The organism is Pseudomonas sp. S4_EA_1b, assembly GCF_016307435.1.
Taxonomy (GTDB): Bacteria; Pseudomonadota; Gammaproteobacteria; order Pseudomonadales; family Pseudomonadaceae; genus Aquipseudomonas; species Aquipseudomonas rhodesiae.
Map to the genome: position 1 here is coordinate 1 of NZ_JAEILC010000147.1, position 25,583 is coordinate 25,583.

28 protein-coding genes are annotated in these 25,583 nt (G+C 61.5%); 14 read left to right on the forward strand and 14 right to left on the reverse strand.

Going from position 1 to position 25,583, the window contains the following annotated elements; genetic code table 11:
• Positions 1-179 precede the first annotated feature (179 nt).
• Both YA0848_RS32850 and YA0848_RS32855 read left to right on the forward strand, forming a co-directional pair.
• Positions 180-797 carry a TPM domain-containing protein gene (locus YA0848_RS32850; RefSeq protein ID WP_034096343.1) on the forward strand — a complete coding sequence of 206 codons (618 nt, stop codon included), beginning with the start codon at positions 180-182 and terminating at the stop codon, positions 795-797.
• Positions 798-957: 160 nt separating this feature from the next.
• A complete protein-coding gene (locus YA0848_RS32855; protein ID WP_103387730.1) occupies positions 958-2,184 on the forward strand; it encodes a class I SAM-dependent methyltransferase in 1,227 nt (408 codons plus the stop codon).
• Here YA0848_RS32855 and YA0848_RS32860 read toward each other — a convergent pair.
• The 4 genes from YA0848_RS32860 to YA0848_RS32875 all read right to left on the reverse strand — a co-directional run bounded on the left by YA0848_RS32860 (position 2,181) and on the right by YA0848_RS32875 (position 7,371).
• Complete coding sequence (locus tag YA0848_RS32860) at positions 2,181-3,080, reverse strand: DMT family transporter (protein WP_034096345.1); 900 nt, start codon at positions 3,078-3,080, stop codon at positions 2,181-2,183. The two genes, YA0848_RS32855 and YA0848_RS32860, sit on opposite strands and share 4 nt — an antisense overlap.
• 102 nt (positions 3,081-3,182) lie before the next feature.
• Positions 3,183-5,738 carry a TonB-dependent receptor gene (locus tag YA0848_RS32865; protein WP_169903312.1) on the reverse strand — a complete coding sequence of 852 codons (2,556 nt, stop codon included), beginning with the start codon at positions 5,736-5,738 and terminating at the stop codon, positions 3,183-3,185.
• A gap of 128 nt (positions 5,739-5,866) precedes the next feature.
• On the reverse strand, positions 5,867-6,835 hold the full coding sequence (locus YA0848_RS32870; RefSeq protein WP_169903311.1) for a FecR family protein: 969 nt from the start codon (positions 6,833-6,835) through the stop codon (positions 5,867-5,869).
• On the reverse strand, positions 6,832-7,371 hold the full coding sequence (locus tag YA0848_RS32875) for an RNA polymerase sigma factor (RefSeq protein ID WP_094064690.1): 540 nt from the start codon (positions 7,369-7,371) through the stop codon (positions 6,832-6,834). The genes YA0848_RS32870 and YA0848_RS32875 overlap by 4 nt, the downstream gene beginning before the upstream one ends.
• A gap of 172 nt (positions 7,372-7,543) precedes the next feature.
• On the opposite strand from YA0848_RS32875, the gene YA0848_RS32880 reads away from it, so the two are divergent.
• Positions 7,544-7,876: a YegP family protein gene (locus YA0848_RS32880; protein ID WP_034096349.1), complete on the forward strand. Its 333-nt coding sequence runs from the start codon at positions 7,544-7,546 to the stop codon at positions 7,874-7,876.
• A gap of 54 nt (positions 7,877-7,930) precedes the next feature.
• On the opposite strand, the gene YA0848_RS32885 is transcribed toward YA0848_RS32880, so the two are convergent.
• Together YA0848_RS32885 and YA0848_RS32890 are read right to left on the reverse strand one after the other, a co-directional pair.
• Entirely contained in the window at positions 7,931-8,809 is an 879-nt protein-coding gene (locus tag YA0848_RS32885; protein ID WP_169903310.1) for a dihydrodipicolinate synthase family protein, read from the reverse strand.
• 30 nt (positions 8,810-8,839) lie between these two features.
• A complete protein-coding gene (locus YA0848_RS32890; protein ID WP_034096351.1) occupies positions 8,840-9,622 on the reverse strand; it encodes an aldolase in 783 nt (260 codons plus the stop codon).
• A gap of 160 nt (positions 9,623-9,782) precedes the next feature.
• Here YA0848_RS32890 and YA0848_RS32895 point away from each other — a divergent pair, with 160 nt between their 5' ends.
• Positions 9,783-10,310 carry a helix-turn-helix domain-containing protein gene (locus tag YA0848_RS32895; protein WP_034096352.1) on the forward strand — a complete coding sequence of 176 codons (528 nt, stop codon included), beginning with the start codon at positions 9,783-9,785 and terminating at the stop codon, positions 10,308-10,310.
• Between the two features lie 336 nt (positions 10,311-10,646).
• Here the strand turns inward: YA0848_RS32895 and YA0848_RS32900 are convergent, their stop codons facing one another.
• Positions 10,647-11,663, reverse strand: a complete 1,017-nt coding sequence (locus tag YA0848_RS32900; protein ID WP_099312653.1) for a DUF4917 family protein — start codon at positions 11,661-11,663, stop codon at positions 10,647-10,649.
• A 124-nt stretch (positions 11,664-11,787) separates the two neighbouring features.
• Between YA0848_RS32900 and yiaY the strand changes: the two genes are divergently transcribed.
• Positions 11,788-12,936, forward strand: coding sequence for an L-threonine dehydrogenase (gene yiaY / locus YA0848_RS32905; protein WP_040267558.1), 1,149 nt, complete (start codon positions 11,788-11,790; stop codon positions 12,934-12,936).
• Here yiaY and YA0848_RS32910 read toward each other — a convergent pair.
• A complete protein-coding gene (locus YA0848_RS32910; protein ID WP_034096355.1) occupies positions 12,903-14,090 on the reverse strand; it encodes an MFS transporter in 1,188 nt (395 codons plus the stop codon). The genes yiaY and YA0848_RS32910 overlap by 34 nt on opposite strands.
• Positions 14,091-14,203: 113 nt before the next feature.
• Here YA0848_RS32910 and YA0848_RS32915 point away from each other — a divergent pair, with 113 nt between their 5' ends.
• The 5 genes from YA0848_RS32915 (at position 14,204) to YA0848_RS32935 (ending at position 19,453) form a co-directional block, all read left to right on the forward strand.
• Positions 14,204-14,878 carry an NAD(P)H-binding protein gene (locus YA0848_RS32915; RefSeq protein WP_169867454.1) on the forward strand — a complete coding sequence of 225 codons (675 nt, stop codon included), beginning with the start codon at positions 14,204-14,206 and terminating at the stop codon, positions 14,876-14,878.
• Positions 14,878-15,831, forward strand: coding sequence for a LysR family transcriptional regulator (locus YA0848_RS32920; RefSeq protein WP_034096357.1), 954 nt, complete (start codon positions 14,878-14,880; stop codon positions 15,829-15,831). Before YA0848_RS32915 ends, YA0848_RS32920 begins: the two co-directional genes overlap by 1 nt.
• Positions 15,832-15,933: 102 nt before the next feature.
• On the forward strand, positions 15,934-17,127 hold the full coding sequence (locus tag YA0848_RS32925; protein ID WP_034096358.1) for a CaiB/BaiF CoA transferase family protein: 1,194 nt from the start codon (positions 15,934-15,936) through the stop codon (positions 17,125-17,127).
• Positions 17,124-18,065: a hydroxymethylglutaryl-CoA lyase gene (locus YA0848_RS32930; RefSeq protein ID WP_034096359.1), complete on the forward strand. Its 942-nt coding sequence runs from the start codon at positions 17,124-17,126 to the stop codon at positions 18,063-18,065. Before YA0848_RS32925 ends, YA0848_RS32930 begins: the two co-directional genes overlap by 4 nt.
• A 59-nt stretch (positions 18,066-18,124) precedes the next feature.
• Complete coding sequence (locus tag YA0848_RS32935; protein WP_034096360.1) at positions 18,125-19,453, forward strand: MFS transporter; 1,329 nt, start codon at positions 18,125-18,127, stop codon at positions 19,451-19,453.
• Positions 19,454-19,460: 7 nt separating this feature from the next.
• On the opposite strand, the gene YA0848_RS32940 is transcribed toward YA0848_RS32935, so the two are convergent.
• A complete protein-coding gene (locus YA0848_RS32940; RefSeq protein WP_034096361.1) occupies positions 19,461-19,946 on the reverse strand; it encodes a DMT family transporter in 486 nt (161 codons plus the stop codon).
• Between the two features lie 78 nt (positions 19,947-20,024).
• Between YA0848_RS32940 and YA0848_RS32945 the strand changes: the two genes are divergently transcribed.
• From YA0848_RS32945 to YA0848_RS32960, 4 genes are all read left to right on the forward strand, one after another.
• Positions 20,025-20,930: a LysR substrate-binding domain-containing protein gene (locus YA0848_RS32945; protein WP_376697611.1), complete on the forward strand. Its 906-nt coding sequence runs from the start codon at positions 20,025-20,027 to the stop codon at positions 20,928-20,930.
• A 70-nt stretch (positions 20,931-21,000) separates the two neighbouring features.
• The gene (gene fos, locus YA0848_RS32950) at positions 21,001-21,411 is read left to right on the forward strand and encodes a fosfomycin resistance glutathione transferase (RefSeq protein WP_040267565.1); all 411 of its coding nucleotides are present in this window, start codon (positions 21,001-21,003) and stop codon (positions 21,409-21,411) included.
• A 49-nt stretch (positions 21,412-21,460) separates the two neighbouring features.
• Complete coding sequence (locus YA0848_RS32955) at positions 21,461-22,102, forward strand: LysE family translocator (RefSeq protein ID WP_034096364.1); 642 nt, start codon at positions 21,461-21,463, stop codon at positions 22,100-22,102.
• A 118-nt stretch (positions 22,103-22,220) separates the two neighbouring features.
• Entirely contained in the window at positions 22,221-22,748 is a 528-nt protein-coding gene (locus YA0848_RS32960; protein ID WP_034096365.1) for a DUF4142 domain-containing protein, read from the forward strand.
• A gap of 54 nt (positions 22,749-22,802) precedes the next feature.
• Here YA0848_RS32960 and YA0848_RS32965 read toward each other — a convergent pair whose 3' ends face one another.
• The 5 genes from YA0848_RS32965 to YA0848_RS32985 form a co-directional block, all read right to left on the reverse strand.
• Positions 22,803-23,228, reverse strand: a complete 426-nt coding sequence (locus YA0848_RS32965; RefSeq protein ID WP_034096366.1) for a low affinity iron permease family protein — start codon at positions 23,226-23,228, stop codon at positions 22,803-22,805.
• A 265-nt stretch (positions 23,229-23,493) separates the two neighbouring features.
• On the reverse strand, positions 23,494-23,994 hold the full coding sequence (locus tag YA0848_RS32970) for a methylated-DNA--[protein]-cysteine S-methyltransferase (RefSeq protein ID WP_169867456.1): 501 nt from the start codon (positions 23,992-23,994) through the stop codon (positions 23,494-23,496).
• A gap of 102 nt (positions 23,995-24,096) precedes the next feature.
• On the reverse strand, positions 24,097-24,438 hold the full coding sequence (locus YA0848_RS32975) for a hypothetical protein (protein ID WP_312403236.1): 342 nt from the start codon (positions 24,436-24,438) through the stop codon (positions 24,097-24,099).
• An 83-nt stretch (positions 24,439-24,521) separates the two neighbouring features.
• Positions 24,522-24,827 (reverse strand): DUF6482 family protein, encoded by a 306-nt coding sequence (locus YA0848_RS32980; protein WP_034096782.1) that lies wholly within the window; start codon positions 24,825-24,827, stop codon positions 24,522-24,524.
• Between the two features lie 40 nt (positions 24,828-24,867).
• On the reverse strand, positions 24,868-25,392 hold the full coding sequence (locus tag YA0848_RS32985; protein ID WP_034096368.1) for a DUF3833 domain-containing protein: 525 nt from the start codon (positions 25,390-25,392) through the stop codon (positions 24,868-24,870).
• Positions 25,393-25,583: the final 191 nt, after the last annotated feature.

Below are 25,583 nucleotides of genomic sequence, written 5' to 3' on the forward strand. Positions count from 1 at the left end.
GTGCAATCGCTTGGGCCTGCCGGTGGGCGCGATCCTGTTGGCGATCCTCAGCAGCAGCGGACGCGGCGGTGGCGGCGGCGGAGGGGGCGGTGGTTTCCGAGGCGGCGGCGGTGGCTTCGGCGGCGGCGGGGCCTCGGGCGGATGGTAATGACAATAACGAGAAAAGAGCATCTACAACCATGGCACTACTGAGTGAACACGAACAACGCCAGGTCGCCGAAGCGATCGCCCGGGTCGAGCAGCAGACCGACGCCGAGCTGGTGACGGTGCTGGCCGCCCGTGCCGATGACTACGCGTACATCCCGTTGTTGTGGGCCAGCCTGATCGCCCTGGTGGTGCCGGGCGTGGTGCATTACCTGTCCGGCTACCTGACCATGTACACCTTGCTGTTGGCGCAGTGGGCGACGTTCATTGTGCTGTGTCTGGTGTTTCGCTTGCCCAAAGTCACCACGCGCCTGATCCCACGCTCGGTGCGGCATTGGCGCGCGTCCAATCTGGCGCGTCGGCAGTTTCTGGAGCAGAACCTGCACCACACAGTGGGCAGTACCGGGGTGCTGATTTTTGTCAGCGAGGCTGAGCGCTACGTGGAAATCCTGGTGGATGAAGGCATTTCCAAGCGCCTGGACGACGGCCGTTGGGACGCCATCGTCCAAGCCTTCACCCAGCAGGTCAAACAGGGCCAGACCCTCGCCGGGTTCATTGCCTGCATCGAAGCCTGTGGAGAGTTGCTCAAGGTGCATGTGCCGGTGACCCAGGCGCGCAATGAACTGCCCAATCGCCTGGTGGTACTTGAGTAGCCCAAACACCGCGATCAAAAAGTGTGGGAGGGGGATTGTCCCCTCCCACATTTAGCCCCAGCAGTGTTCAAGTGCAGTACCGTTGATCAAATAACTCCGTGCCCTGAGCCTCCATCCCCCCTAAAATGCCCGGCATTCCCAGCCCGAGGCGTTTTTGTTCATGTCCGTCACCGCTCAACCCGCCCGCCCTGCGCCGGATCATCACGCCCAGTTCATCGAACTGCTCGGCGAAAGCCTCGCGCACAATGCCTTTATCAAGCTGGTGCTGGCCAAGTACGTCGGTGACGAAGCCGAGCTGCAACGGCTGATTATCAAACCGGTGACTGTCAAGGAGCAGGCGTGCCTGTCCTTTGTGTACCGCTACAAAACCCGCGACATCACCAAGAACCTGCCCGTAGCCGAAGGCGTCGCGGCAATTGCCGCACTGTTGCCGACGTCGTTCAAGAACGCGCACTTGCTGGCGCTGACCGACGAAGCCCAGCTGGAGTACAGCAAGAAGAACAAAAGTTCGCTGTTCAAGAGCAAGCCGCAGCAACTGCGTGAGGCGCCGTCGGCCGAGCATAACCGCGAAAAAAATCGCTTTCTCGACCTGAGCCGGCCGTTTCTGGCCGACCTGGGCGTGACCGATGCCAAGCAGGCGCTGATCCCATCGATGTCGCGCAAGTGGAAGCAGATCAACAAATTCATCGAGGTGTTCAGCCATGCGCTGACCTCGTCGCCGCTGAAACTCGATCAGCCGGTGCGGGTCGCCGATTTCGGTTCGGGCAAGGGCTACCTGACGTTTGCCATCCACGATTACCTGCGCAATACCCTCAATGCTGAAGCCCAGGTCACCGGCGTCGAACTGCGCGAAGATATGGTGAACCTGTGCAACAGCGCCGCTGCACGCCTGGAACATCCCGGGCTGGTGTTCAAATGCGGCGATGTGCGCAGCGTGGCGCCCAGCGAGCTGGACGTGATGATCGCGCTGCACGCCTGCGACATCGCCACTGACTATGCGATCCACACCGGCATCCGTTCCGGCGCATCGATCATCATGTGCTCGCCGTGCTGCCATAAGCAGATCCGCCTGCAGATCCAGAGCCCGGCACTGCTCAAGCCGATGCTGCAATACGGTCTGCACCTGGGCCAGCAGGCGGAAATGGTTACCGACAGCCTGCGTGCGCTGTTCCTCGAAGCCTGTGGTTACGAGACCAAAGTGTTCGAGTTCATCTCGTTGGAACACACCAACAAGAACAAGATGATCCTGGCGGTCAAACGCGCCGAGCCGGTGGATAACGCCTCGTTACTGGAGAAAATCCAGGCCCTCAAGGCGTACTACCACATCACCGAACACTGCCTGGAAACCCTGCTGCGCGCGGATGGCTACCTGGGCACCCGCCGTTAAACTGCGCTGGGCTTGGGCACTGGCGCAGGCTGCACCGCTGTCTTGCGCCCCAGCATCACCGTCACGATCACCCCGCAGGCGAACACCCACGTAATCGGCTCGATCTGTTCGCCGAAGAACAGCGCCGAGAACGCAATGGTGAAGAAGATCTGCAGCAGTTGAATTTGGCTGACCCGTGCGATGCCGCCCATGGCCAGCCCGGCGTACCAGGCGAAGAAACCGAGGAACTGCGAGAACAGCGACACATAGCCGAACGCCCACCAGGTGCGCGCCGAGATCGCGCCCTGATGCTGCGCCGCCAGGTACCACACCGGGCCGATCAGCAACGGTGTCGACAGCACCAATGCCCAGCAGATCACCTGCCAGCCGCCCATCTCCTTGGCCAATCGGCCGCCTTCGGCATATCCCAAGCCGCCCACGGCAATGGCGCCGAGCATCAGCAGGTCGCCGGCTTGAATACTGCCGGCGCCGGTAATCAGCGCATAACTGAGCACCAGCCCACTGCCTAGCGCCGCGCAGGCCCAGAAGGCTTTGGACGGTCGTTCATGGGACAGCCACGCCGCATACAGCGCCACGCACAAGGGTTGCAAACCGTTGACCAGCGCACCGTGGGACGCCGGTAAGGTTTGCATGGCCCAGGCCGACAACACCGGAAAACCCAGGATCACCCCGGCGATCACCAGGCAAAGGCCGCGCACTTGACGCCAAGTGGGCCAACGCTCGCGGCGCCACAGCAACAGCGCTGCCGCCGGCACCGCAGCGAATAACGCGCGACCCAGGCCGTTGAGCAACGGGTGGATGTCCTGCACCACGATGCGGGTGAAGGGCAGAGTCAGGCTGAAGATGATGACGCCCAGCAAGCCGAGGGCCATGCCGGTGTTTTCGCGCGAACTCATAAGGGGGGCCGGAATCAAGAGGGCTTCATGGAATGCCCATCTAGCCACAACCCCCGCCGATCAAGGGCCTACAGCTGCGTGCGGATTTATCCGTACAGTTGTTCAGAAAAAACGCGTGACGCTGATCTTCGCATCGCGGCCCTTGGTGTAGGCCCGATCGCCGCTCAGGGCCGGGCGGTAGTTATTGTTGAACATATTGTCGAGGGTGAAGTTGACTTCGGTGCCCTTGAGGTAAGCCTGCTGCGGTTTCCATTTGGCGAACAGGCCCTGGGTGTTGTAGCGCTTGTTGTTGTATTGGTCGTAAAAGGTATCGCCGACGCTGCTGCCGGGGCCGCCGGAGTATTTGTCGCTGGGCAGGCGGTCGGTGGCGCCGATGAACTGGCCCATCCATCCCACTTGGGCATCCCACGCCGGAATATGGGTGCCGAGCACCAGTACCCATTTGGTCGGCGGGATGTCCCGCGCCGATACGTTCGGCCCCCAAGGGTTGGTGTACGCGCCTTCATGCTGGCCGGTGGTGTAGGCGTAGGACACCGAACCGAACAGGTACGTGGAGTTATAGAACGATTCCACCTCGAAACCCTTGATGGTCACGCCGCCGATATTGCGGTAGTTGGACATCGGCCCCGGCGGGCAGGCCGTGGAAATCGTGCCGCCATTGATTGCCTGGTTCTGGCAGCCGACGCCGGTGGCCTTGAAGATTTCATCTTCGACTTTGTTGTGGAACAGCGTGGTACGCACTTGCAGGCTGTCGTCCTGGGCGATCAGGTTATCGAAACTGGTGATGTTGCCCACGGTGATCGACGTGATGCGTTCCGGGTCCAGATCGACGCTGGTGGCGGTGCGACTGCCCACGCCCTGCACTTCGTATTGTTCGTCGATCACCGGGGCGCGCCAGGTCTGACTCCAGTTGGCGAACAGCCCGACCTGCGGGGTAACGGTCCAGAACAGCGCCAGACGGGGCGACCAGCCGGTGTAGGTGCGGTCGCTGTAGTCATGGCCGACTGCCGGGTTGGGGTTGCTGTAGTACGGTGCATCGTTGGCCTCGCCACGGTTGCGCACATGGTCGTAGCGCAAGGACGGAGTGACCGTCACGTCGCCAAGGGTTACCGCATCCTGAATGAAGAAACTGTTGGTATCGACCTTGCCGTGGGGCATGAAGCCCGGCTGGAAATGCCCGTAGTTGTAGCGCGGCGTGTTGTAGGTGGTGCCAGGCATCCACATCTCGGTTTCCCGCGTGTGTTTGCGGATCTGCGTGCCGACGGTGACCGCGTGCTGCAGCGGCCCGGTGTCGAACAGGCTGACGTTGCGGATGTCGAGGTTTTTGTCGGTGTAGGCGGTGTCCATCCGGCGCCCGCCGCTGGCCAGTTGGAAAAACGCCGTGGCGGTGCGCTCGTCGGTTTGCTCGGTGTCGGACTGCGAATATTTAACGGTCAGATCCACCAGCGGGTTATCCAGGGGCTGGTATTCGTACTTGCCGGACCAAGTGGTGTCGACCGTATCGCGGTTGGCCAGGAACCGCTTCAACGCGCCTTCATAGCCGTAGCGGTCGATATTGGCCTGGGTCGGTGGCGTGGGGTAGCTGGCGGCGGAAAATGGCGTCCAGCGATCGCTGTGGGAACGCGAGTAGGACAGGCCCATGCTGTGTTCATCGGTGAAGTGCGCATTGACCTTGAACAACTGCCCATCGACGTTCTGGGCAGAGTTGGGCAGGCGCTGGGGGTTGATCGGGTACTGGTTATTTTCGTTGGGCAACTTACCGGCAACCTTCATGTCGTCGCCATCGCGCTTGGTCAGGTAGGCCAGGGCGTCGAAACGACCGTCGTCGGTGCGACCGAACACGGCACTGCTGTAGACCTGCTCGTGGTCGTTACTGGAGTAACCGTACTTGAGCATCGCGCCGCTGTTGCGGCCGTCTTGCAACAAGTCCGGGGCGTCCTTGGTGGTCATGTTGACCGTGCCGCCAAAGCCGCCGTTGCCGGTGAAGGGCGAGTTGGGGCCTTTCTCTACTTCGATGCTCTTGATCAGCTCGGGCTCGATAAACACCGTGCCCTGCTGGTAGCGTTCGAAGCCGCTCTTGGTGGCGCCGTCGACGGTGAGCGGCACGTCTTCGGCATCGCCGAAACCGCGAATGTTGATGGTCTGGCCACCGGGTTTGAGCGAGCCACCTTGGCTGACCCCGGGCAGGGTCTGCAGCAGGCTGGGAATGTTATTGGCTTGGTAGCGCTCGATATCGGCCTGGCTCAAGGTGGAGCGGCCGACGGTGCTGGAGTCGACTTCATTGCCGGTGCCGATCACGCTCAGGGCTTCCAGCTGGATGGCGCCGCTGGTGGTGGTCCTGGCCTCTTCGGGTTTGACCACGTAAGTGCTGCCGACTTTGATCAGGATGAACTCGCCATTGGACAGCAAGTTGCGGATTGCCGTCTCTGCGCTGTAGTCACCGTTGAGTGCCGGCGCCTGTACGTTCTTGAGCTGGGCCTCGTCGAACAGCAACTGGATTTTGGTCTGCTGCGCCACTTGGCTCAGGGACGCGGCCAATGGCTGGGCGGGCAGATGCAGGGTGAACGATTCGGCCTGGGCGCCGAGGCTGAATGCCAGGCAGGTGACGGCAAGGGTCGGTCGAAACAACGGCAGAGCAAGGCAAGGCGCGCGAAACATGAAATCCCCCAGGGTGGCTAAATGGCCAAAAAGGCGTGCGTATCAAACGCAGACGGGAGGAAGACGGGGCTGCGGAAAAAATCCACACATGCGAATGCAAAATATTCTCAAGTATGGCGCTCGGCGGGTTAACGGTTCGGTTCGATCCTGATCGCGCCGTCGGCCAGCGTCACGGTTTTCACCGGCAGCAGCGCGGGCAGGGCGTTGAGCAGCGCATCGGGGTCATTCACATCCAGGTTGCCCGATACCTTCAACTGCGCCACCGCCTGACTGACCTGCAACGGTGCCTGAGGGCGGTACAGGCTCACTTCGTCGATCAGGCTGGCCAGCTCGCGATTGCGAAACGCCAGGTGCCCGCTGCGCCAGTCCGCCACCGTTTCGTCGGTGAGGGAGGATTGCACCAGCGTGCCTTTGGCGTAGTTGTAACCGGCGCGTTGCTGCGCCCCGAGCATGGCGACCGGGCTTCTGGTCGTGGGTTCGAACGCGACCTGACCGTGGGCAACGCTGACCACCAGTTGTTGCGGGCTGCGGCGCACATCGAAACCGGTGCCGACCACCCGCACGCGGGCTTCCCCCGCCTGCACGAACAATGGCCGTTCCTTGTCGGCGGCCACTTCGATATACAGCTGGCCCTGATCCAAGTGCACGATGCGCTGGTGGGCGCTGAAGTCCACGCGCAGGCGGGTGTTAGCGTTCACGTACAGCGTGCTGCCATCCGGCAGGTTCAGGGTGCGCGTGCCTTTGGCTTGGGCCGCCACCTGGGTGTGATACAGCTCGCGGGGCGCGCCGAGGTGCGTCGCCATCACCGCGCACAACACGGCGGCGGCCACTGCCAGCGCCGGACGCCACGGGGACGACTTACGGGGCGCCAGCGCCACGGGTTTGTTCAGTTGCTGCAATTGGGCCAGGTCGGCCCACAATTGTTCGAACTCGGCATAAGCACGGGCGTGGGCCGGCACCGCGTACCAGGCCGCGAAGGCCTTGCGGTCGGCACGGCCGGTATCCTCACGGTTGCGTGCAAACCAACTGGCGGCTTGGGCATCGATGGAATCGCTGGCTTCGATATCCAGGCTGTCGGTGTCGCTCAGGCGGTTCATTCTGGCTGCTCCGTGCCGGGGTCGTGTTGAAGGCGTCGCTTGCAATGCAGCAGGGCAAAGGCAATGTGCTTTTCCACCATGCTGGTCGAAATGCCCATGCGCTCAGCGATCTGCGCCTGGCTCAGGCCTTCGAAGCGGTGCAGCATAAGGGCTTCTCGTCGGCGGGGCGAGAGTTCGGCGAGGACTTCTTTCAACTGTTCCAGGCGTTGCAGGCGCAGGGCGGCGGCCATGGGTTCGTTTTGCTCGTCGGTGAGTGGCTCGCAGGGCTTGTCGGCCTGTTCGCCATGTACGCTCTGGCGCACCTTCTGCTTGCGCCAGTGGTCACGCAGCAGGTTGCGCGCCATCTGGAACAGAAACGCCCGAGGCTGCTCGACCTTGGCTCGGTCGCGGTAATCCAGCCATTGGGTGAACACGTCCTGAGTCATGTCCGCCGCGTCGCTGACGTTGTCGGTGCGCTTGCGCAGGAAATGCAGAATGTCTGCATAAAACCCGCGAAAGGCATCGGCCGACAGCGGGTCGGGCTTGGGACGAGACATGGATATCCTTCTTGACGACGTAGGCTGTGGAAAACGTCGCGAATGATATCGAGAACTATTGTCATTTGTCTCCAGGTAAATACCGGGCGCCTGTTCAGGCTGGCAATACGGGGTGCTTAGCCTTTAATCCTACGAGCTGGTAAACGAAATCCCACTTCGAAGGAACACAATCATGGCTGGATGGTATGAGTTGAGTAAAAGCAGCAACGGGCAGTTTCGTTTTGTGCTGAAGGCGGCGAACGCAGAAACCATTTTGACCAGCGAGCTTTACGCCACCCGCAGCGCTGCAGAAAACGGCATCGCTTCCGTGCAGACCAACAGCCCGCATGACGAGCGCTATGAGCGAAAACTGGCCCAGAACGGTAAGCCGTACTTCAACCTTAAGGCGGCCAATCACCAAGTGATTGGCACCAGTGAGCAGTACTCTTCAGAAGCAGCGCGGGACCAGGGTATTGCCAGCGTCAAGAGCAATGGCCCAAGCACCACGATCAAGGACAAGACCTGACGTTTGCAGAGGTAAAGCCAACGCCCCGGCTCGCAGGAACCGGGGCGTTTTGATTCAAAGGGCTTCCAGCAAGCCCTTGAGTTGATTGCGTGCGGTATCGCCCAGCGGGAACACCGGTAACCGCGGGTCTCCCACCTCCAAACCGGTCAAGCCCAAGCCCGCCTTGATCGTCGCCGGCAGCCCGCCCTTGAGGATGAAGTCCAGCAGCGGCAACTGTTGATAGAACAGGGCCTGCGCCTGGCTCAGGTCATTGGCCAGCACCGCGTCATACAACGCCAGGTTCAGCGCTGGGATCAGGTTCGGCGCCGCCGTGCACCAGCCCTTGGCGCCGGCCACGAAGGCTTCCAGCGCCAGTGGGTTACAGCCGTTGTAGAACGGCACATCGCTGCGACGACGCAACTGGTGCATGCGCTGGATATCGCCGGTGCTCTCCTTGACCATGGTCACGTTGTCGACCTGTTCCACGATACGCAGGATCAAGTCCACCGACATGTCCGTACCGCTGGTGGCCGGGTTGTTGTAGAGCATGATGGGCACGCCGATGCTGGCGCCGATCGCGGCGTAGTGGGCGAGGATTTCGGCTTCGCTGAGTTTCCAGTAGGAGGCAGGCAGCACCATCACGACGTCGGCGCCATGGGCTTCGGCGTAGCGCGCGCGGCGCACGGCTTTGGCGGTGGTCAGGTCGGACACGCTGACGATGGTCGGCACGCGTTTGCCGACTTTTTCCAGGCTGTAGGCGCTGACTTCGTCCCACTCGGCGTCGCTCAGATACGCGCCTTCTCCGGTGCTGCCCAAGGGCGCGATGGCATGCACACCGCCGGCGATCAAGCGGTCGATGGAGCGGCCGAGCGCGTCGAAGTCGATGCGTTGCCCATCGGCACTGAAGGGGGTGATGGTGTAGCCGATGATGCCGTGAATGTTGAGGCTGGACATGGGAATTCTCCGGTCAAAAAGGGGGGGGCTTCAGTTCAGGCAATCGACGTGCTGGCGCAGGGTCTGCCGTGCGTAGTAGTTGAACGCGGCGCCGTGGCGCTTGGGTTTGGAGATCCAGTCATGGGCCTCGCGCCCCAGTTCCGGCAAGATCGGTTGGATCGTCCCGGCCGCCATTGCCAGCAACTGCAACCTGGCCGCGCGTTCGATCAACTGCGCGATCACGCAGGCCTCCTCGATGGCTGCCCCGGTCGATAACTGGCCGTGGTGCGAGAGCAGAATCGCGCGTTTGTCCCCCAGGGCCGTGGTGATGATTGCCCCTTCCTCATTGCCCACCGGCACACCCGGCCAGGTTTGCAGGAATGCGCAGTCGTCGTACAGCGGGCAGAGGTCCATGTGCGAGACCTGCAACGGCACTTCTAGCATCGACAGCGCGGCGACATGGGTAGGGTGGGTGTGGATGATGCAATTCACATCCGGGCGGCCACGGTATACCCAGGTGTGAAATCGGTTGGCCGGGTTGGGAATGCCGTGGCCTTCCAGTACTTCCAGGTCTTCGTTGACCAGCAGTAGGTTGCTGGCGGTGATCTCGTCAAACCCCAGGCCTAACGGCTGGGTGTAATAGGTGCCTGGCATTGGCCCGCGTGCGGTGATCTGCCCGGCCAGGCCGGAGTCGTGGCCATGGTCGAACAGGATGCGACAAGTGAGCGCCAGCTTTTGCCGGTCGGTCCACGTATTATCCGCCAGGGTGTTTTGCATCTGGGTCAGTGCATGCTTGACCAGTTGGTCTTTGGGGAGCGCTAATGTCTTGGCCATATCGGTGTCCTTTGAGGGTTGCAATGGACGTCGGATTTGCTGGTCTCCCGCTGCTCGCAAGGTCGTTGGGTGAACGCAAATGACACTAAAGATGCTATATGACACAAAGTGTCATTGGCAAGCACGGCTCATCGTTTCCTGCATGGATTAATCGCAGCGCATGTCTATCCGTTTGAAATTATTGAGAAAAAAACTTGGCGTTACGTTGGAGACCCTGGCGGAAAAGTCCGGGATGACCAAAAGTTACCTGTCCAAGGTGGAACGCGGGCTCAACACCCCGTCCATCGCCGCCGCGCTGAAATTGGCCAAGGCCCTCAACGTGAACGTCGAGGAGTTGTTCAGCGAGGAACGCGCAAGTCTCGACAGCTACAGCCTGGTGCGCAGCCATGAGCGCCCCGACACCTCGCCGGGCTATGCCGTGCTTGCCCATCAGGTCAGCGAACGCAGCCTGTTGCCCTTTATCATCTACCCGCCCGCGGAGTTCTCCGACAAGACCTTCAAGGAACACGTGGGGGAAGAGTTTCTGTTCGTGCACGAAGGCCAGGTGGAAGTGGATTTCATGACCGAACGCGTGACCCTTGAGCGCGGCGATGCGCTGCACTTCAACGCGCAGAAGCCGCACCGCATCCGCTCGCTGGGGCCGGTGCAGGCGCAGCTGTTGGTGGTGGTTCACAGTACTGATGAGTGAGGTTCTTGCAGTAAGCAGGTTGTCCCGCGCGGGACCGCGAAACGGCTCCCAAGCCAAGCGCCTGCCAGGTAAAACCACTTTGTCTGGAGTGGGGCTGCTCCACAGCCCAGCGCAGGGCAAGCCTGCTCACCACGGCGTTACGCATCAGCCTTTGAGATGTGTAGAGACCTGTGTCAGCCGGCTCATGGGTAACTGATACGCCGCTATCGGAGGCATGGGTATCTACATCTCTTCGGTGAAAACATCACCTGAAAAATGCGGTTTTAGTGGTGAGCAGGCTTGCCCTGCGCGAGGCAAGCCCGTTCACCACAGCGCTATAGAGCCGCTTTAGGATATCTATGTCTCCACGGGGACCGACAACGCCGAGTTACCCAATGCATGGGTGCGCGCCGCAAAGAACTTCAGCGCGACTCCAGTGCCGTCGAACAACTGCGAATACCGGCGCTTCTGCTGACGAATGAACCCCTCACTGCGCCCCGACACCGAGATCGCCAATGTGCTGGGGCGAGCGTGGCGAATCGCGTCCACCAGGTGGCTGTCCTGCGTGCCCAGCTCGTGGCCGAAGACGCACAACGCACCCTGATGGTTGAGCAGTTGCGCGTAACAGTACGACAGGTAATCCGAACTGCGGATGGTCTTGAGCTTCTCCTGAACGCTGCCTTCGCTGACGAACAGCGGCACATCGTCCAGGGTCTTGAGGGTGTTGTTGATCGCGAAACTGCTGAGCAGGGTGCTGTCGGTACTCGGCAGTTTGCGCGCGGTGCCGTCCAGGTTGCGCACCAGATGCAGGCCGCCATGCAGGTAGAGGATACGCGTGGCGTCGGTGCGGGTATTGCCCAGGTCGAAGCAAGCTTCGGTGCCGCGAAACAGGTCATCGATGCCCGGGGCGTGCAGGATCGCCCAATAGTTGAGCAAGTCGTAATTGCTGGTGAACACCGTGGTGTAGCGGGCCAGCTCGCCATTGATCGCCGCCAGGGTCGAGGGCTGCACCAGGCGCCATGGGATATGCACGGCGTGGATGGTATTGATCAGCGCTTCCTTGATCGCGTAATAGCGATTGCGTGGCGCGGCTGAGCTGACTGCCAGCGCTTTGTTGACCCGGCTGGTGGTTTTCAACGCGCCCAGGGCTTGCTCGAAGCTGCGGGTCTGTAACGCATCAAACACACTGAGTTCGGAGGCGCTCAAGGGTTTTTCTTCGACGGTGCGGGCGTTTTCGAACAGTGAGTCGTAGGCAAAGTCTTCCCAGATCGCCCGGCTGGCGCCGTTGCCGATCAGTATCGCGCTGAAGTCGTGGGTGCTACGCAGCGCGCTCCAGTCTTCAAGGTGGGCGTCAATATCCTGGAAATCCTTCATTGCGGCGGGTCTACTCGAAATCGGCTGGGCGGTGACTTTATCACGAGCCGGCGTTGATCTTGATCAAGGTGCGCCAGGCGGCTGAGGTTGATGCTGTACCTATAACGTCATCCGAGGATTCGCCATGAGCAGCACTTTCTTTATTCCCGCCGTCAACATCATGGGCACCGATTGCCTCGACGAAGCCATGAATGCCATTCGCAACTATGGTTTTCGCAAGGCCCTGATCGTCACCGACGCCGGGCTTGCCAAGGCCGGCGTGGCCGCGATGATCGCCGAGAAACTGGCGATGCAGGACATCGACTCGGTGATCTACGACGGCGCCAAACCCAACCCCAATGTGGAAAACGTCGAGAAAGGCCTGGCACTGTTGCAGCGTAGCGCTTGCGACTTTGTGGTGTCCCTGGGCGGCGGCTCGCCCCATGACTGCGCCAAGGGCATTGCACTGTGCGCCACCAACGGTGGGCATATCGGCGACTACGAAGGTGTCGACCGATCCAGCAAACCGCAACTGCCGCTGGTGGCCATCAACACCACCGCCGGCACCGCCAGCGAAATGACCCGGTTCTGCATCATCACCGACGAAACCCGCCACGTGAAAATGGCCATTGTCGACCGTAACGTTACCCCGCTGCTGTCGGTCAACGACCCATCGCTGATGGTCGGCATGCCCAAGGGCCTCACTGCCGCCACCGGCATGGACGCCCTGACCCACGCCATCGAAGCCTACGTGTCCACCGCCGCCACGCCGATCACCGACGCTTGCGCGATCAAGGCCATTGAACTGATCAGCGCCAACCTGCGCCTGGCCGTACGTGACGGCAGCGACAAAGTTGCGCGGGAGAACATGGCCTACGCGCAGTTCCTCGCCGGCATGGCCTTCAACAACGCGTCCCTGGGCTTCGTGCACGCCATGGCGCACCAGTTGGGCGGTTTCTACGATCTGCCCCACGGCGTGTGCAACGCGGTATTGCTGCCTCACGTACAAAGCTTCAATGCCAGCGTCAGCGCCAAGCGCCTGAGCGACGTCGGCCGCGCCCTGGGCGCCGATACCCAAGGCGCCAGTGACGAAGAGGGCGCCCAACTCGCCATCGCCGCCATCCGCAGCCTGGCCCACGACGTGGAAATCCCCGCCGGCCTGCGCGAACTGGGCGCCAAGTTGCAGGACATTCCCCTGCTGGCCACCAACGCACTTAAGGACGCCTGCGGGCTGACCAACCCACGCCGGGCCGATCAGCGTCAGATTGAGGAGATCTTTCGCAGCGCGTTTTGATCTGCCTTGCAACGGGCGACGCAGATCCACGCGCCGCCCGCTAATGCCACGCACAGAAGCGCCAGAGGCGATGCCTGCTGAGTGACCAGCAGGCTCGCCACGCCACCGATCATGGCCGCCATCAACTGATGGGTAAAACCACTCAAGGCCATGGCGTACGAGCCGCTAATGGGCGCCCCATCGTTGGCCAGTGACAGGCTGATGGGGTAGCTCATTGACTGGCCCAGAACGGCCACGCAATACGGCAGCCACAGCAGCACGGCAAGCCCACTCGCAAACACACTGCCCAGCAACATCACGGCGCTACCCAATAGCACCAGCGCAACCCCCCAACTCATCATGGTCAATCGCCCCGTGCGTGCCACGAAGCGATTGACCATCAAGGCGCCTGCCAGATACGCCCCGCTGATCGGCCAACCCAGCCAACCGTATTGCGCCGCGCTCCACTGAAAATGCCCCTGCAGGATTAGCGGAGCGCAAGTATTGAACGCGATGATCACCCCGTAACCCAAACCGCCGAGCAGCGCGGCATGCAAGAAGGGTGGGTGCCGCGCAATCGTGGCGTAAATGCGCCATGGGGGGAGCGAGGAATCGGCTTTCAATAATTTAGGAAACGTCACACGTTGCAAGACCATCATCAAGAGGGCTGAGCCGATGGCTAGGCCATAGAAAATTGCCTCCCAGCCAAACGCCAGTTGCACCCTAGATCCCGCAAACTGGCCGATGCCCAGTGCGATGACAAACGTCATCCCCAGCCACGACAACCCCTTGGCCAGAAGCGCGCCGCTGAAACTGTCCCGTACCAGAACCCTCGCCATCACCGATACACCGCCCGCGCCAAAGCCCTGAATCAGACGCAAGGTCAAAAACACTTCAACGTTGAACGCTGATGGAATGGTCGCGCTGGCCAACCCATACAGCGCGAGCGCCGCCAGCAGCACCGGCTTACGGCCAAACCGCTCACCCAGGCTGCCCCACAGCAACATCGGCAGCGCCATGCCTACCAAATACACCGCCAGCGCCAGAGCCACTCGATCCTCGGCGGCGGGCAGAGCAAGGGCGATGGCCGGAACCGCCGGCAAGTAGCTGCTGATGCCAACTTGGGCGAGGAAAGCGGCACTGCAGGCGAGCGCAAGGGTGGTGGTGCTTTTCAATGGCAAGCTTCCTTATTGTTGTTTGGCCGTGGAGCTACAGCGGGGACGCCACAAGCTGGTAGTGTATTTGTCTTCAGGATGCCGTTCATGGCGGGCCTTTGAAGGTAAACCTTATGAGAGTTCTGTTATTCGGCGCCACTGGCATGGTCGGCCAGGGCGTGTTGCGCGAGTGCCTGCTGGCGGCGGATGTGCAGGAGGTCGTCGCGGTTGGCCGTACGCCGCTGCCTCAGGTGCATGGCAAGCTGCATCAGGTGTTGCACGCCGATATGCTGGATTTCCAGCCGTTGGAAAATCTGTTGCAGGGCTTCGATGCGTGTTTCTTCTGCCTGGGTGTTTCTTCGGCGGGCGTGAGTGAAGCGCGCTACACCCATCTGACTTACGACCTGACCCTCGTCGCCGCCAGTACCCTGGCGCGGCTCAATCCGCAGATGACGTTTATCTACGTGTCCGGCGCCGGCACCGACAGTACCGAGATGGGCAAGTCGATGTGGGCGCGGGTCAAGGGCAAGACCGAGAATGCTCTGCTGCGCTTGCCGTTCAAGGCGGTCTACCTGTTCCGCCCCGGGGTCATTCAGCCGTTGCATGGCGTGCGTTCCAAAACGCCGCTGTATCAGGCGTTCTACAGGCTGTTCGGGCCGTTGCTTTCGCTGGTGCGTCGGATAAAACCCGAATGGGTAGTGAGCACCGAGTCGGTGGGGCGTGGGATGCTGGCGGCGGTACGCCATGGCGCGCCGCAGGCAGTGGTGGAACAGGCCCAGATCCAGCGTCTGGCCAGCGAGCGTGTGTGATGTTGCACAAGAGCCTGGTGCGGCGCCTGGACCTGATCACCCTGCAACTATTCGTCGCGGTGTTCGAAGAGGGCACGCTGACCCGCGCCGCCACCCGTGAAGCCATCGCAGTGTCCGCCGCCAGCAAACGCTTGATGGAATTGGAGCAGGTGCTCGGAGTCAGTCTGTTTGTGCGCCGGGCCAAAGGCATGGAGCTGACGGCAGCCGGCGAGACCCTGCTACACCATGCGCGCAGGATGCTGTTCAACGTCGAAAAAATGGGCCTGGAACTGGGCGAACACAGCCATGGCGTACGCGGTTATGTGCGGATGCTGGCCAATCTGTCCGCGATCATTCAGTTCTTGCCCGAAGACCTGCGGGATTTTTCCGAGCTGCACCCTGAAGTCAAAACCGATCTGGAAGAGCGCCCCAGCAACGGCGTAGTGCAGGGTGTACTGGACGGGGTGGCGGACCTGGGGATCTGCTCCTGCGACACCGACACCAAGGGCCTGCCCAGCGTGACCTATCGCCACGACAAACTGGTGGTGCTGATGCCGGCCGATCATCCGCTCGCGGCCCGGCCGGCCCTGGCGTTCGCCGACACCCTGGGCAGCGATCACATCGGCCTGCACGCCGCCAGCTCGATCAACATGCGCACCCATGCCGCCGCGCGCGAGGCTGGCCAGATGCTGCGCCTGCGCATTCATGTGCCGGGGTTCGATGCGATGTGTCGCATGGTCCAGGCCAAGATGGGCATCGGCATCCTGCCGCGCAAAGCCTATGAGCTGTTCGGTCGCCCGCTGGGCCTGCACGCCGTGGCGCTGACGGACGCCTGGTCGGACCGCAGTCTGATCCTGGTCGTACGCGATGAAACACAGTTGTCGCCTGTCAGCCGTTTACTGTTCGACTACCTGAGTCTCTCAGTGCCTTCCCTGGAGCGGCCTGACAGCCTGGTCCTACGGAAAAATCCCTGAGCGTTCGCGTTTAACGAACGCTCCTTGCCAACTGACGGTTGGATTTCTCCCGCGGCGGTCCTCTAGCCTTGGTCACTATTCCAAGAATAAGAGGGACTCCCGATGACGGCTCCACTAAGCGGAATCAAGGTGATCGAGATCGGCACGCTGATCGCAGCGCCGTTTGCCGCACGGCTGATGGCAGAATTTGGCGCCGATGTGATCAAGATCGAATCCATGGGGCAGGGCGATCCGCTTCGCAAATGGCGAAAGCTGCACGAGGGCACTTCGCTGTGGTGGTACCTGCAATCGCGCAACAAGAAGTCCCTGGCCCTGGACCTCAAGTCCAGTGAAGGCCTGGACCTGATCAAGCAACTGCTCGGCGATGCCGACGTCCTGATCGAAAACCTGCGCCCCGGCGGCCTGGAAAAACTCGGCCTGGGCTGGGAGGTGCTGCACGCGCTGAACCCTAAGCTGACCCTGGTGCGCATCTCCGGCTACGGCCAGACCGGACCGTACCGTGATCGTCCGGGTTTTGGTGCCATCGGCGAGGCCATGGGCGGCATTCGCTACACCACCGGCAACCCGGAATCGCCTCCGGCGCGGGTCGGGGTAAGCCTCGGCGATTCCCTGGCCTCGTTGCATGGAGTGATCGGCGCGTTGATGTCGTTGCTGCGGGTCAAGACCGGCCAGGGCGAGGGGCAGATCGTCGATGTGTCCCTGGCTGAAAGCGTGTTCAACGTGATGGAAAGCCTGGTGCCGGAATACGACATGCTCGGCCATGTGCGCGAGCGCAGCGGCGGTGCGTTGCCCGGCATCGCGCCATCCAATACCTACCCGACCGCCGACGGTGCCTACGTGGTGATCGCCGGCAACAGCGACCCGATCTACAGGCGTCTGATGCACGCCATCGGCCGCTCCGACCTGGCCGACGCGCCCGAACTTGCCCACAACGACGGCCGTGCCGCCCAAAGCGCCGTGCTGGACGCGGCCATCACCCACTGGACCAGCAGCCAGCCCATCGACCGCGTGCTCAGCGCCCTGGAGGCTGCCGAAGTGCCGGCCGGTCGCATTTATTCAGTGGCGGATATCGTCAGTGATCCGCACTACCAGGCCCGCGACATGCTGCTCGATGCCCAGTTGCCCGGCGGTGTGTCGGTGAAGATGCCAGGCATCGTGCCCAAGCTCTCGCAAACCCCCGGCGGCGTGAATTGGCAGGGGCCCGCGCTGGGTCAGCACACCGACGAAATCCTCGGCAACCTGGGCTTGGGTGGTCCTGATATCCAACGCTTGAGAGCTTCGGGGGTGGTGCAATGATCCAGCGTTATGACGACCCGTTGATCGTGCAGGAAGTGTCGCCGCGCGATGGCCTGCAGATCGAGCCGACCTGGGTCAAGACCGCCGATAAGATTGCCTTGATCGATCAGTTGTCCCTCGCCGGTTTTTCCCGCATCGAAGCCGGCTCGTTCGTGTCGCCCAAGGCCATCCCGGCGCTGCGCGACGGCGAGCAGGTGTTCCAGGGCATCGAACGTCGGCCGGGGGTGATCTACGTGGCGCTGATCCCCAACCTCAAGGGGGCTCAGCGTGCTATCGAATCCCGCGCCGACGAATTGAACCTGGTGATGTCCGCCAGCCAAACCCACAACCTGGCCAATATGCGCATGCGCTGCGAAGCGTCCTTGGCGGCGTTCGCCGATGTCGCGCGGTTCGCCGCCGAGCATCCGGTACGTCTCAACGGCAGCATCGCCACCACCTTTGGATGCCCGTTCGAAGGCAAGATCGACGAAGACCGGGTGCTGCAGATTGTCGAGGCATACCAGGCGCTGGGTATCCAGGGCATCAGCCTGGCCGACACCACCGGCATGGCCAACCCGCGTCAGGTGACGCGCCTGGTCAAACGCGTGTTGCAGCGGGTTTCTGCGCGGGATCTGACCCTGCATTTTCATAACACCCGCGGCCTGGGCCTGTGCAATGTGCTGGCGGCTTATGACGCCGGCGCGCGCCGCTTCGATGCGGCGCTCGGCGGCCTGGGCGGCTGCCCGTTTGCGCCGGGGGCGTCGGGCAATATCTGCACTGAAGATTTGGTCAACCTGTGTGATGAAGTGGGCATTCACACCGGTATCGACCTGCCGCACCTGTTGCAGTTGTCCCGGCGCTTGCCGGCGCTGCTGGGTCACGAATTGCCCGGCCAGGTGGTCAAGGCTGGGCGTAATTGCGACCTGCATCCACCACCGGCGTACACCGCCGCGTTGTGACGCTACACCAGACAACAAAAACAATCGGACGCCGTAGAGCGATCCGCTGGGAGAAAACAATGAGCACCAATACAGTAGAGACCGGCGCGCGCCCGGTCGGTGATGTCGATCCGGTCAAAGCGGTGGTTCACAAGGTTGCGTGGCGCCTGATGCCGCTGATCATGGTGTGCTATCTGTTCGCCTTTTTCGATCGCATCAATATCAGCTTCGCCAAGTTCCAGCTGCAGGCCGACCTGGGCCTGAGTAACACCGCCTACGGTCTGGGCGCAGGGCTGTTCGTGATCGGCTACGTGATCTTCGAAGTGCCGAGCAACATGATGCTGTACCGGGTCGGCGCGCGCCGCTGGATCGCGCGGATCATGGTGTCCTGGGGCCTGGCCACGGCGGCCATGGTGTTCGTCACGGCCGAGTGGCAGTTCTACGCCCTGCGCTTTCTGATCGGGGCGATGGAGGCCGGGTTTGCCCCTGGCGTGCTGTATTACCTGACCTTGTGGTTTCCCCAGGACTTCCGTGGGCGCATCACCTCGATGCTGTTTCTCGCCTCGGCCTTTTCCGGGCTGGTAGGCGCGCCGTTCTCCGGCCTGGTGCTGGAGCATATGGACGGCGTGCTGCAAATGCGCGGCTGGCACTGGCTGTTCCTGCTCGGCGGTCTGCCGTGCGTGGGGCTGGCGTGGATGGTACTCACCCAATTCAAGGACCGCATCGAGGACGCGCCCTGGCTCAGCGCCGAAGAGAAAACCCTGCTGGCCAGCCGCATCGCGGTGCACGAAGTGCACAAGAAAGGCTCGCTGCTGCAAGCCTTGCGGATTCCCGGGTTCCTGATGTTGGGACTGATTTACTTCCTGATCCAGGTGGCGTCCTACGGCCTCAACTTCTGGGCGCCGCAATTGATCCGCAGCGCGGGTATCGAAAGCGCGGTGGTGATCGGTCTGCTGACCGCCATTCCGTATATCTGCGGGGCTATCACCATGGTGGTGGTGGGGCGTTGGTCGGATGCCACCGGCGAGCGGCGCAAGTTCGTTAGCGGCTTAGTGGTCATGGGCGCGGTCGGGTTTTTCTGCGCGGGCATCTTCGATGATCAGCAGGTGTTTCTAATTATTGCGTTGGGCCTTTTGGGCGCCGGCATCATTGCCTCGATCCCGACGTTCTGGACCTTACCGCCCAAACTGCTGGCCGGTGCCGGGGCGGGCGCGGCGGGCGGGATTGCGCTGATCAACACGCTGGGGCAACTGGGTGGGATCGTCAGCCCGGTGATGGTGGGTCGCATCAAGGACATCACCGGCACCACCACGCCGGCGCTGTATGTGATCGGCGTGTGTGCGTTGATCGCCGCTGCGTTGCTGATGTGGGGCCTGCCGCAGAAAATGCGCACGTCCGACAAGCGCTGAGGCGGGTTCACGCGGACGCCAGCGCTTTGGCTGGCGCGCCGCCGAACTGAATCAACGCCACGCCCCCCATCAGCAACAACGCCCCGACCACCCGGGGCGTTGTCAGTTGACGCTCTGCCAGACCAAACAGGCCGAAGTGGTCGAGCATCAGCGAGGCCAGCATCTGCCCGGCCAACGCCAGCGCGACAAACCCCGACGCGCCCAATTTGGGCAGCAGCATCAGCGCCAGGGAAATAAAACACACACCAAAGGCACCACCGGCCCACATCCACAGGGGCGCCTGGGTGATAAAGGCCAGGCTCGGCAACGGCAGGCGCAGCGCCAACATCACCGGCAGCAGCACCACAATGCTCACCAGCAGCGAGGCCAGCGTGGCCCACAGCGGGTGGCCGAGGCCGCGCCCGAGGTTGGCGTTGATCGCGCTCTGAAATGGCACCACCGCGCCGGCGATCACGGCCAGCACTATCAGCCCAAGCCAATGAAAAGGGGTCATCTCGAATCTCCTGAATGGTTTCGCTGGACTCTAGGGTATTCGTCACGCAAATTTAAATTCCAAGTTCTTATGATGAGCATGCAGCTGATGAATGATCTGCGTCGCATCGACCTCAATCTGCTGGTGATCCTCGACGCGTTACTCACTGAGCAGCACGTCACCCGCGCCGCCGAGCGCCTGCACCTGAGCCAGCCGGCGGTCAGCCATGCGCTGGCGCGTTTGCGCGATGTACTGGATGACCCGTTGCTGGTGCGCCAAGGCGGCACACTGGTGCCCACGGCCCGGGCCCTTGAGCTGGCTACGCCGCTGGCTGAAGCCTTGGCACAGGTGCAGGCGCTGCTGGCACCGAATCAATTTGACCCGGCATCGGCCAAGCGCCGGTTTCGTGTGGCGATGTCGGACTACAGCGCGGCGATTTTCCTACCGAGCCTGGTGCGCACTTTGCGCCGCGAAGCGCCCGGTATCGACCTGCAAATCGTGCAAACCAGCCGCGAAGGCATGGTCGACGGCATACTCAACGGCGACCTCGACCTGGCCGCCGGTGTGTTCCCCGATATCCCTAGGGAACTGCGCACCACGGCGCTGTTCGATGAGCACTACACCTGCCTGATCGATCGCGACAGCCTACCGGACAACGCCACGCTCGACCTGCCCACTTACCTGGCACGCCCCCACGTGCTGCTGGAAATGCGCGGCAGCGGCACCCCGGAAATCGAGCGGGCGCTGAGGGCGATCCGCCAGCGCCGACACGTGGCGATCAGCCTGCCGCACTGGGGCGTGGCGCCACAGTTGATCCTGGGCACGGACCTGATCCTGACGGTGTCCGCCCGTGGCGTGCAGAACGTTGATCATCGGCAATTGCTCACTCTGCCACCGCCATTCGCTATTCCATCGTTTGCCTTCGAACTGGCCTGGCATGCGCGGCGGGGTGGGGATACGGGGCTGCAATGGCTGATTGGGCGTATACAAGCGGTGGTGGGTTGAGATCCGCTCGTTTCATAATCTGCGCTCGCACTGTTGGATCTTGCTCAAGCTATTGCGCCGAGGAAATATCATGCTTTCTGGCTTCAACCACCTGACTCTGGCCGTCACCGACGTGCCGCGCAGCGTCAATTTCTACCATGATGTGCTGGGGCTTCAGCTTGACGCCACGTGGGATAATGGCGCGTATTTATCATTGCCGGGGTTGTGGTTGTGCCTGTCCCTCGACAGCTCATGCGGGTCGGAGCCGGCTGCGGACTACACGCATTACGCGTTCTCGGCTGAGCCTCAGGGGTTCACCGCGCTGGTCGAGCGTCTGCGTACCGCCGGCGTGCAGGAATGGCGCGATAACCGCAGCGAGGGCGCCTCGTTCTATTTTCTCGACCCGGACGGCCATAAGCTCGAAGTCCACGTCGGCGATCTGGCGTCGCGCCTGCGAGCCTGTCGCACGCGGCCTTATACCGGCATGACGTTTTACCCGTAAGGCCGGAACGTGCAAAATCCTTGCACCCTTCACTGATCAGAGTCGCGCCATGACCCCTTCCTTGCTGCTCGCTGTGCTTGCTTCGGGTTTTATCTACGGGATTACCCCTGGCCCCGGTGTACTGGCCGTGTTCGGCATCGGTGCCGCCCGTGGTCGGCGGGCCGGGGCGGGTTTTTTGTGCGGGCATTTGCTGGGGGACGTGGTGTGGTGCAGCACTGCGTTGATTGCCATCGTCGGTGCGCGGGAGGTGGGCAGCAGCGCGTTCGATGTGCTGGGCGTGCTCAGCGGTGCGTATTTGTTCTGGCTGGGCTGGCGCGCGATACGCACCCAGCGTCGCAGCAGCGATGCTCCCGAGGGCGCGGCGCGGCATCCGTTCTGGCACGGCATTCTGTTCGGCTTGACCAACCCCAAGGCCTACCCGGTGGCGGTGGCCACCTTTACTGCGTTGTTGTCCAGCCGTGCCGAGCTGCTGACCTGGTCGATGCTGCCGTGGTTGATCGTGTTGAGTTTTATCGGCGGGTTGCTGGCTTATGGGATTCTGGTCGGCGTGGTCGGCGCTCAGCGGGTGCGCACCCTGTACCAGCGCCATGAAATCCTTATCACCCGTCTCTGTGGCGTGATGTTTATCGGCTTCGCCATTAACGCCCTGGCCCATGCTTTGCCCGGCTTGTTTAGCAGCAAAGCGGCCTGACGAGCCGATGACCGTTCGTCGCACTGGTAAGTTTTTTCTAAACCTTTACTCCTGTGAAAATTCGAATTCAGGGCAGGGCCTGTGCCCCGCCCTAATTTTTGCTCTGGAGGAACCCATCATGAGCCGCATGGCTATCCGGTTACGCACCGCCAGTTTCGCGATGCTGCTGGGCCTCGGCGCCAGCAGTGCTTTCGCCCAGTCGCCTGGCGAATTCATCGAGAAGGCGTCGGCCAAGGGCATGGCCGATATCGAAACCAGTCGCATGGCCCACGCGAAAACCTCGTCCCAGGAAATCAAGGACTACACCATCGAAGTCATCAACGAGCGCACCCTGGCCAATCAGCATCTGGCGGCGATTGCCAAGAAGCTCGATCTGCCTGTGGCCCCGCGCGAACAGATCGTGGATAAAGCCGAGACCTTGATGCCCGAACTCAAGGACGGCGACTCTTTCGATGCCGCCTACACGGCCCAGCAGGTCAAGGAGAACGAAGAGGCCATCGCGCTGTTCAAGCAAGAAGGTGCCGCCTCGGATGTACCGGAAATAAAAGCGCTGGTGGATGAAACGTTGCCACGCTTGGAAGAGCGTCTGCAAAAGGCCCGCGCGCTGGCCTCGACCTATGGCAAAGGTCATCAAGGCGATGGTTGAACCCTACGCCTGAACCGAAAAACGGCGGCTGCATCACATCCAGCCGCCGTTTTTTTATGCCTGATTCAGGTCGGTTTTACTCGGCGCCGCATCGTCGGCGGCATGCCCGCAGCTGCTGTTGAGATTCATCGAGGCCGTTTTGCCGATGCTGCGGTATTCCTGGCGCAGTTTTTCCAGTTCCTTGCGGTCAAGGCCATCCAGGCTCAGTACGGCATTCTGCGCGTCCTTGGTCACCCGCAGCAGTTCGTCAATCTTGATATGCAGGATGTCGTTATCGCGGTTTTGCGTGTTCTGAATCAGGAACACCATCAGGAACGTGATGATGGTGGTCGATGTGTTGATGATCAGTTGCCAGGTGTCGTTGTAATGAAAATACGGCCCGCTCAGGCTCCATAGGCCGATCAACGCGACTGCCGCGTAGAACGTGCGCGCGCTGCCCGCCCAGCGAGACAGAGATTGGGAGACTGCAGAGAATTTCATGACCGGGTTCCTTAAAAAATACAGGTGATGAAATTCTGACCGCAGTCGCGCTCTAAAATTTATTTTTACAATTTTGCGTTGTTATGCCTGCTGCATCGGCGCTTCAGTGCCGATACCTGCGCCTATTTCACCGCGCAAAAATCAAGCCCGTTTAACGTTCTTTCTGAAGGCTACAGCGAGTGGCAGCTCGGTGTATCGAAAGTTGGGGTTCGAACCGTTATACAACTGCAAGGCTTTTGTCCGCGGGCCCATCTTGCCCGCCTGATCAGAAGCCCATTGTTGTCTGGCTGCGATCCTCAAGGGCCAACAGATACTGCTTGGCCTCCAACCCGCCGGCAAACCCGGTCAAACCGCCTGACGCACCGATGACGCGATGGCAGGGGGCGATGATCGAAATGGGGTTCCGACCATTGGCCGCGCCCACGGCGCGTACCGCGCTTGGGTTGCCGATTTGCTGGGCGATCTGGCTGTAGCTGCGGGTTTCGCCGAAAGGGATGGTCAACAGCGCTCGCCACACCTGCTTCTGGAAGTCGGTGCCGGTGAACTCCAGTTCCAGCTCGAACCTATCGCGCCGGCCCGCGAAGTACTCCATCAACTGGCGCTCGGTTTCCAACAGCACCGGGTTGTCGTCAGCAGCGCGTAACTCGCCGAGTCGAACCCGATTGGCGCGTTCGGTTTCCCACAAAATGGCACTGAGCTTGTCGTGGCGGGCCACCAGGGTGAGCTGGCCGACGGGGGAGGGCATGAGCATGTAGTCGTAGGACATAGGCGAACTCCTGGGAGGGCGACAGTTTAACGGCGCATCCCAACACTAGCGCCAGCAGACTAAGCGGGCACTACGTTTCTTGCGCTCGAATTTTGCGCCCCTCTAGAAATTCCAATACACCCAGCTGGAGTAATAGGGGGCTACGTACCACCAGGCGATCAGAAACGGCACCTTCACTATCGTCGGTTGCCCTACCGCAAACAGCGAAAGGGTATTAAGCACAGTGACGACCAGCGCAAACAGGCTGACGCGCCGGCTGGCGTGGCGCTTGGCAAATCGTACGCCGTACACCGACCCAGCAAGGGAGGCCAACACCAGTAGCAACCCAAACGGCACCGGCAACCTCAGGAACGAAACCAGCAGGGGCAGCACCACCACCCAGCCCACCACCTGATGCAGGGTGGGCTTGGGCGTGGTTTGTGGGTATTCAGGCATGGCGGTCATCTTGCTTCCGGGGGCAGGGGTCGCATCATCCTTACCGGAATCTTTCAGCGCATCCAGATTTTTCCGAACGTGATTTACCGCTGCTAAAAGGTCGCCTCCAGGGAAAACGGCACGCGCAACGCTTCGATGGGCCCATCGCGTACCCCGCACATTTCGTCATGGGCGCACTGTTGCACCAGCACGCAGGGGAAGGGTGCCACGCCTTGCAGCAGGTCGCGCAAGTGTGTGGTGGAGCGGATACGCAAAGGCTGGCCGTCCTCGCCCAACAACGTCATCTCGCCGTGAACCAGCCTGATGCGTGCCACATAGAAACCGCCCTCCAGCGACAGCAATTCCAGTTCGCGGACTTCGCCTTTTGCAGCCACATCCGACAGCATTTGCATATTCATCATTCATCCCCACGCCTGTCAGGCAGGCTGAAAAACCCGTTTATTGGCGACGGAAAAACAGCGTGACCTGGCCCCATTCCACGCCGAACTTGGACATGCTGGAGCGGTTGATCAGGGTGTCTTCGTCCATCAGGTACATCCAGTCGTCGAAGCTGACTTCGTACACCGAACCGTCCACCGGCAAGTTGAGCCGATAGCGCCAGCGCAACGCGTTGCCCGCCACCTCACCGATCGCCTCGCCGACCACATCGCCGGCGCGCCCACGCCAGCGCCCGGGGCCGTCCGGGGTAAGTGTCCATACGCGACGCTGGCGGGTGCCATCGCTGTACACGAAACGCTCGTCGAGAATCAGCTGGTTGCCCTCGCGCCGGCTCTCGATCTGCACTTCAAAGCGCTTGGCTACCTCGCCGGAACGCTTCTCGAAAATGCCCCAGGCCTTGACCGGCTTGCTGAAAAAACGCTCCAGATCCAGCTTGGGTTGCTGATCGGCATAGTGATCCACCCCCACGCCCGTGCAACTGCACAGACTTGCGACCAGCAATAGAGAAACCAGTAGACGCACCATGGCGGGGCTCCGTGATCGTGCGAGGCGAAGTGCCCCTATCGCCATTGATACTTGTACAAAATAATTGATTTGTACAGGTTTACGCTGCGTCGTGATGCGCAAAGGTCGCAAGATCGGGTGGTATCACTGAATTTCGCCCATAAAAAAACCGGCCACCAAGGGCCGGTTTTCTTATGTGCGCCCAGCATGGG

Excerpts from the sequence above, each read along its gene's own strand:
- YA0848_RS32850 (WP_034096343.1), top strand. The coding sequence starts at position 180 with ATGGCACTACTGAGTGAACACGAACAACGCCAGGTCGCCGAAGCGATC.
- YA0848_RS32855 (WP_103387730.1), top strand. The coding sequence starts at position 958 with ATGTCCGTCACCGCTCAACCCGCCCGCCCTGCGCCGGATCATCACGCC.
- YA0848_RS32860 (WP_034096345.1), bottom strand. The coding sequence starts at position 3,080 with ATGAGTTCGCGCGAAAACACCGGCATGGCCCTCGGCTTGCTGGGCGTC.
- YA0848_RS32865 (WP_169903312.1), bottom strand. The coding sequence starts at position 5,738 with ATGTTTCGCGCGCCTTGCCTTGCTCTGCCGTTGTTTCGACCGACCCTT.
- YA0848_RS32870 (WP_169903311.1), bottom strand. The coding sequence starts at position 6,835 with ATGAACCGCCTGAGCGACACCGACAGCCTGGATATCGAAGCCAGCGAT.
- YA0848_RS32875 (WP_094064690.1), bottom strand. The coding sequence starts at position 7,371 with ATGTCTCGTCCCAAGCCCGACCCGCTGTCGGCCGATGCCTTTCGCGGG.
- YA0848_RS32880 (WP_034096349.1), top strand. The coding sequence starts at position 7,544 with ATGGCTGGATGGTATGAGTTGAGTAAAAGCAGCAACGGGCAGTTTCGT.
- YA0848_RS32885 (WP_169903310.1), bottom strand. The coding sequence starts at position 8,809 with ATGTCCAGCCTCAACATTCACGGCATCATCGGCTACACCATCACCCCC.
- YA0848_RS32890 (WP_034096351.1), bottom strand. The coding sequence starts at position 9,622 with ATGGCCAAGACATTAGCGCTCCCCAAAGACCAACTGGTCAAGCATGCA.
- YA0848_RS32895 (WP_034096352.1), top strand. The coding sequence starts at position 9,783 with ATGTCTATCCGTTTGAAATTATTGAGAAAAAAACTTGGCGTTACGTTG.
- YA0848_RS32900 (WP_099312653.1), bottom strand. The coding sequence starts at position 11,663 with ATGAAGGATTTCCAGGATATTGACGCCCACCTTGAAGACTGGAGCGCG.
- yiaY (WP_040267558.1), top strand. The coding sequence starts at position 11,788 with ATGAGCAGCACTTTCTTTATTCCCGCCGTCAACATCATGGGCACCGAT.
- YA0848_RS32915 (WP_169867454.1), top strand. The coding sequence starts at position 14,204 with ATGAGAGTTCTGTTATTCGGCGCCACTGGCATGGTCGGCCAGGGCGTG.
- YA0848_RS32920 (WP_034096357.1), top strand. The coding sequence starts at position 14,878 with ATGTTGCACAAGAGCCTGGTGCGGCGCCTGGACCTGATCACCCTGCAA.
- YA0848_RS32925 (WP_034096358.1), top strand. The coding sequence starts at position 15,934 with ATGACGGCTCCACTAAGCGGAATCAAGGTGATCGAGATCGGCACGCTG.
- YA0848_RS32930 (WP_034096359.1), top strand. The coding sequence starts at position 17,124 with ATGATCCAGCGTTATGACGACCCGTTGATCGTGCAGGAAGTGTCGCCG.
- YA0848_RS32935 (WP_034096360.1), top strand. The coding sequence starts at position 18,125 with ATGAGCACCAATACAGTAGAGACCGGCGCGCGCCCGGTCGGTGATGTC.
- YA0848_RS32940 (WP_034096361.1), bottom strand. The coding sequence starts at position 19,946 with ATGACCCCTTTTCATTGGCTTGGGCTGATAGTGCTGGCCGTGATCGCC.
- YA0848_RS32945 (WP_376697611.1), top strand. The coding sequence starts at position 20,025 with ATGCAGCTGATGAATGATCTGCGTCGCATCGACCTCAATCTGCTGGTG.
- fos (WP_040267565.1), top strand. The coding sequence starts at position 21,001 with ATGCTTTCTGGCTTCAACCACCTGACTCTGGCCGTCACCGACGTGCCG.
- YA0848_RS32955 (WP_034096364.1), top strand. The coding sequence starts at position 21,461 with ATGACCCCTTCCTTGCTGCTCGCTGTGCTTGCTTCGGGTTTTATCTAC.
- YA0848_RS32960 (WP_034096365.1), top strand. The coding sequence starts at position 22,221 with ATGAGCCGCATGGCTATCCGGTTACGCACCGCCAGTTTCGCGATGCTG.
- YA0848_RS32965 (WP_034096366.1), bottom strand. The coding sequence starts at position 23,228 with ATGAAATTCTCTGCAGTCTCCCAATCTCTGTCTCGCTGGGCGGGCAGC.
- YA0848_RS32970 (WP_169867456.1), bottom strand. The coding sequence starts at position 23,994 with ATGTCCTACGACTACATGCTCATGCCCTCCCCCGTCGGCCAGCTCACC.
- YA0848_RS32975 (WP_312403236.1), bottom strand. The coding sequence starts at position 24,438 with ATGACCGCCATGCCTGAATACCCACAAACCACGCCCAAGCCCACCCTG.
- YA0848_RS32980 (WP_034096782.1), bottom strand. The coding sequence starts at position 24,827 with ATGAATATGCAAATGCTGTCGGATGTGGCTGCAAAAGGCGAAGTCCGC.
- YA0848_RS32985 (WP_034096368.1), bottom strand. The coding sequence starts at position 25,392 with ATGGTGCGTCTACTGGTTTCTCTATTGCTGGTCGCAAGTCTGTGCAGT.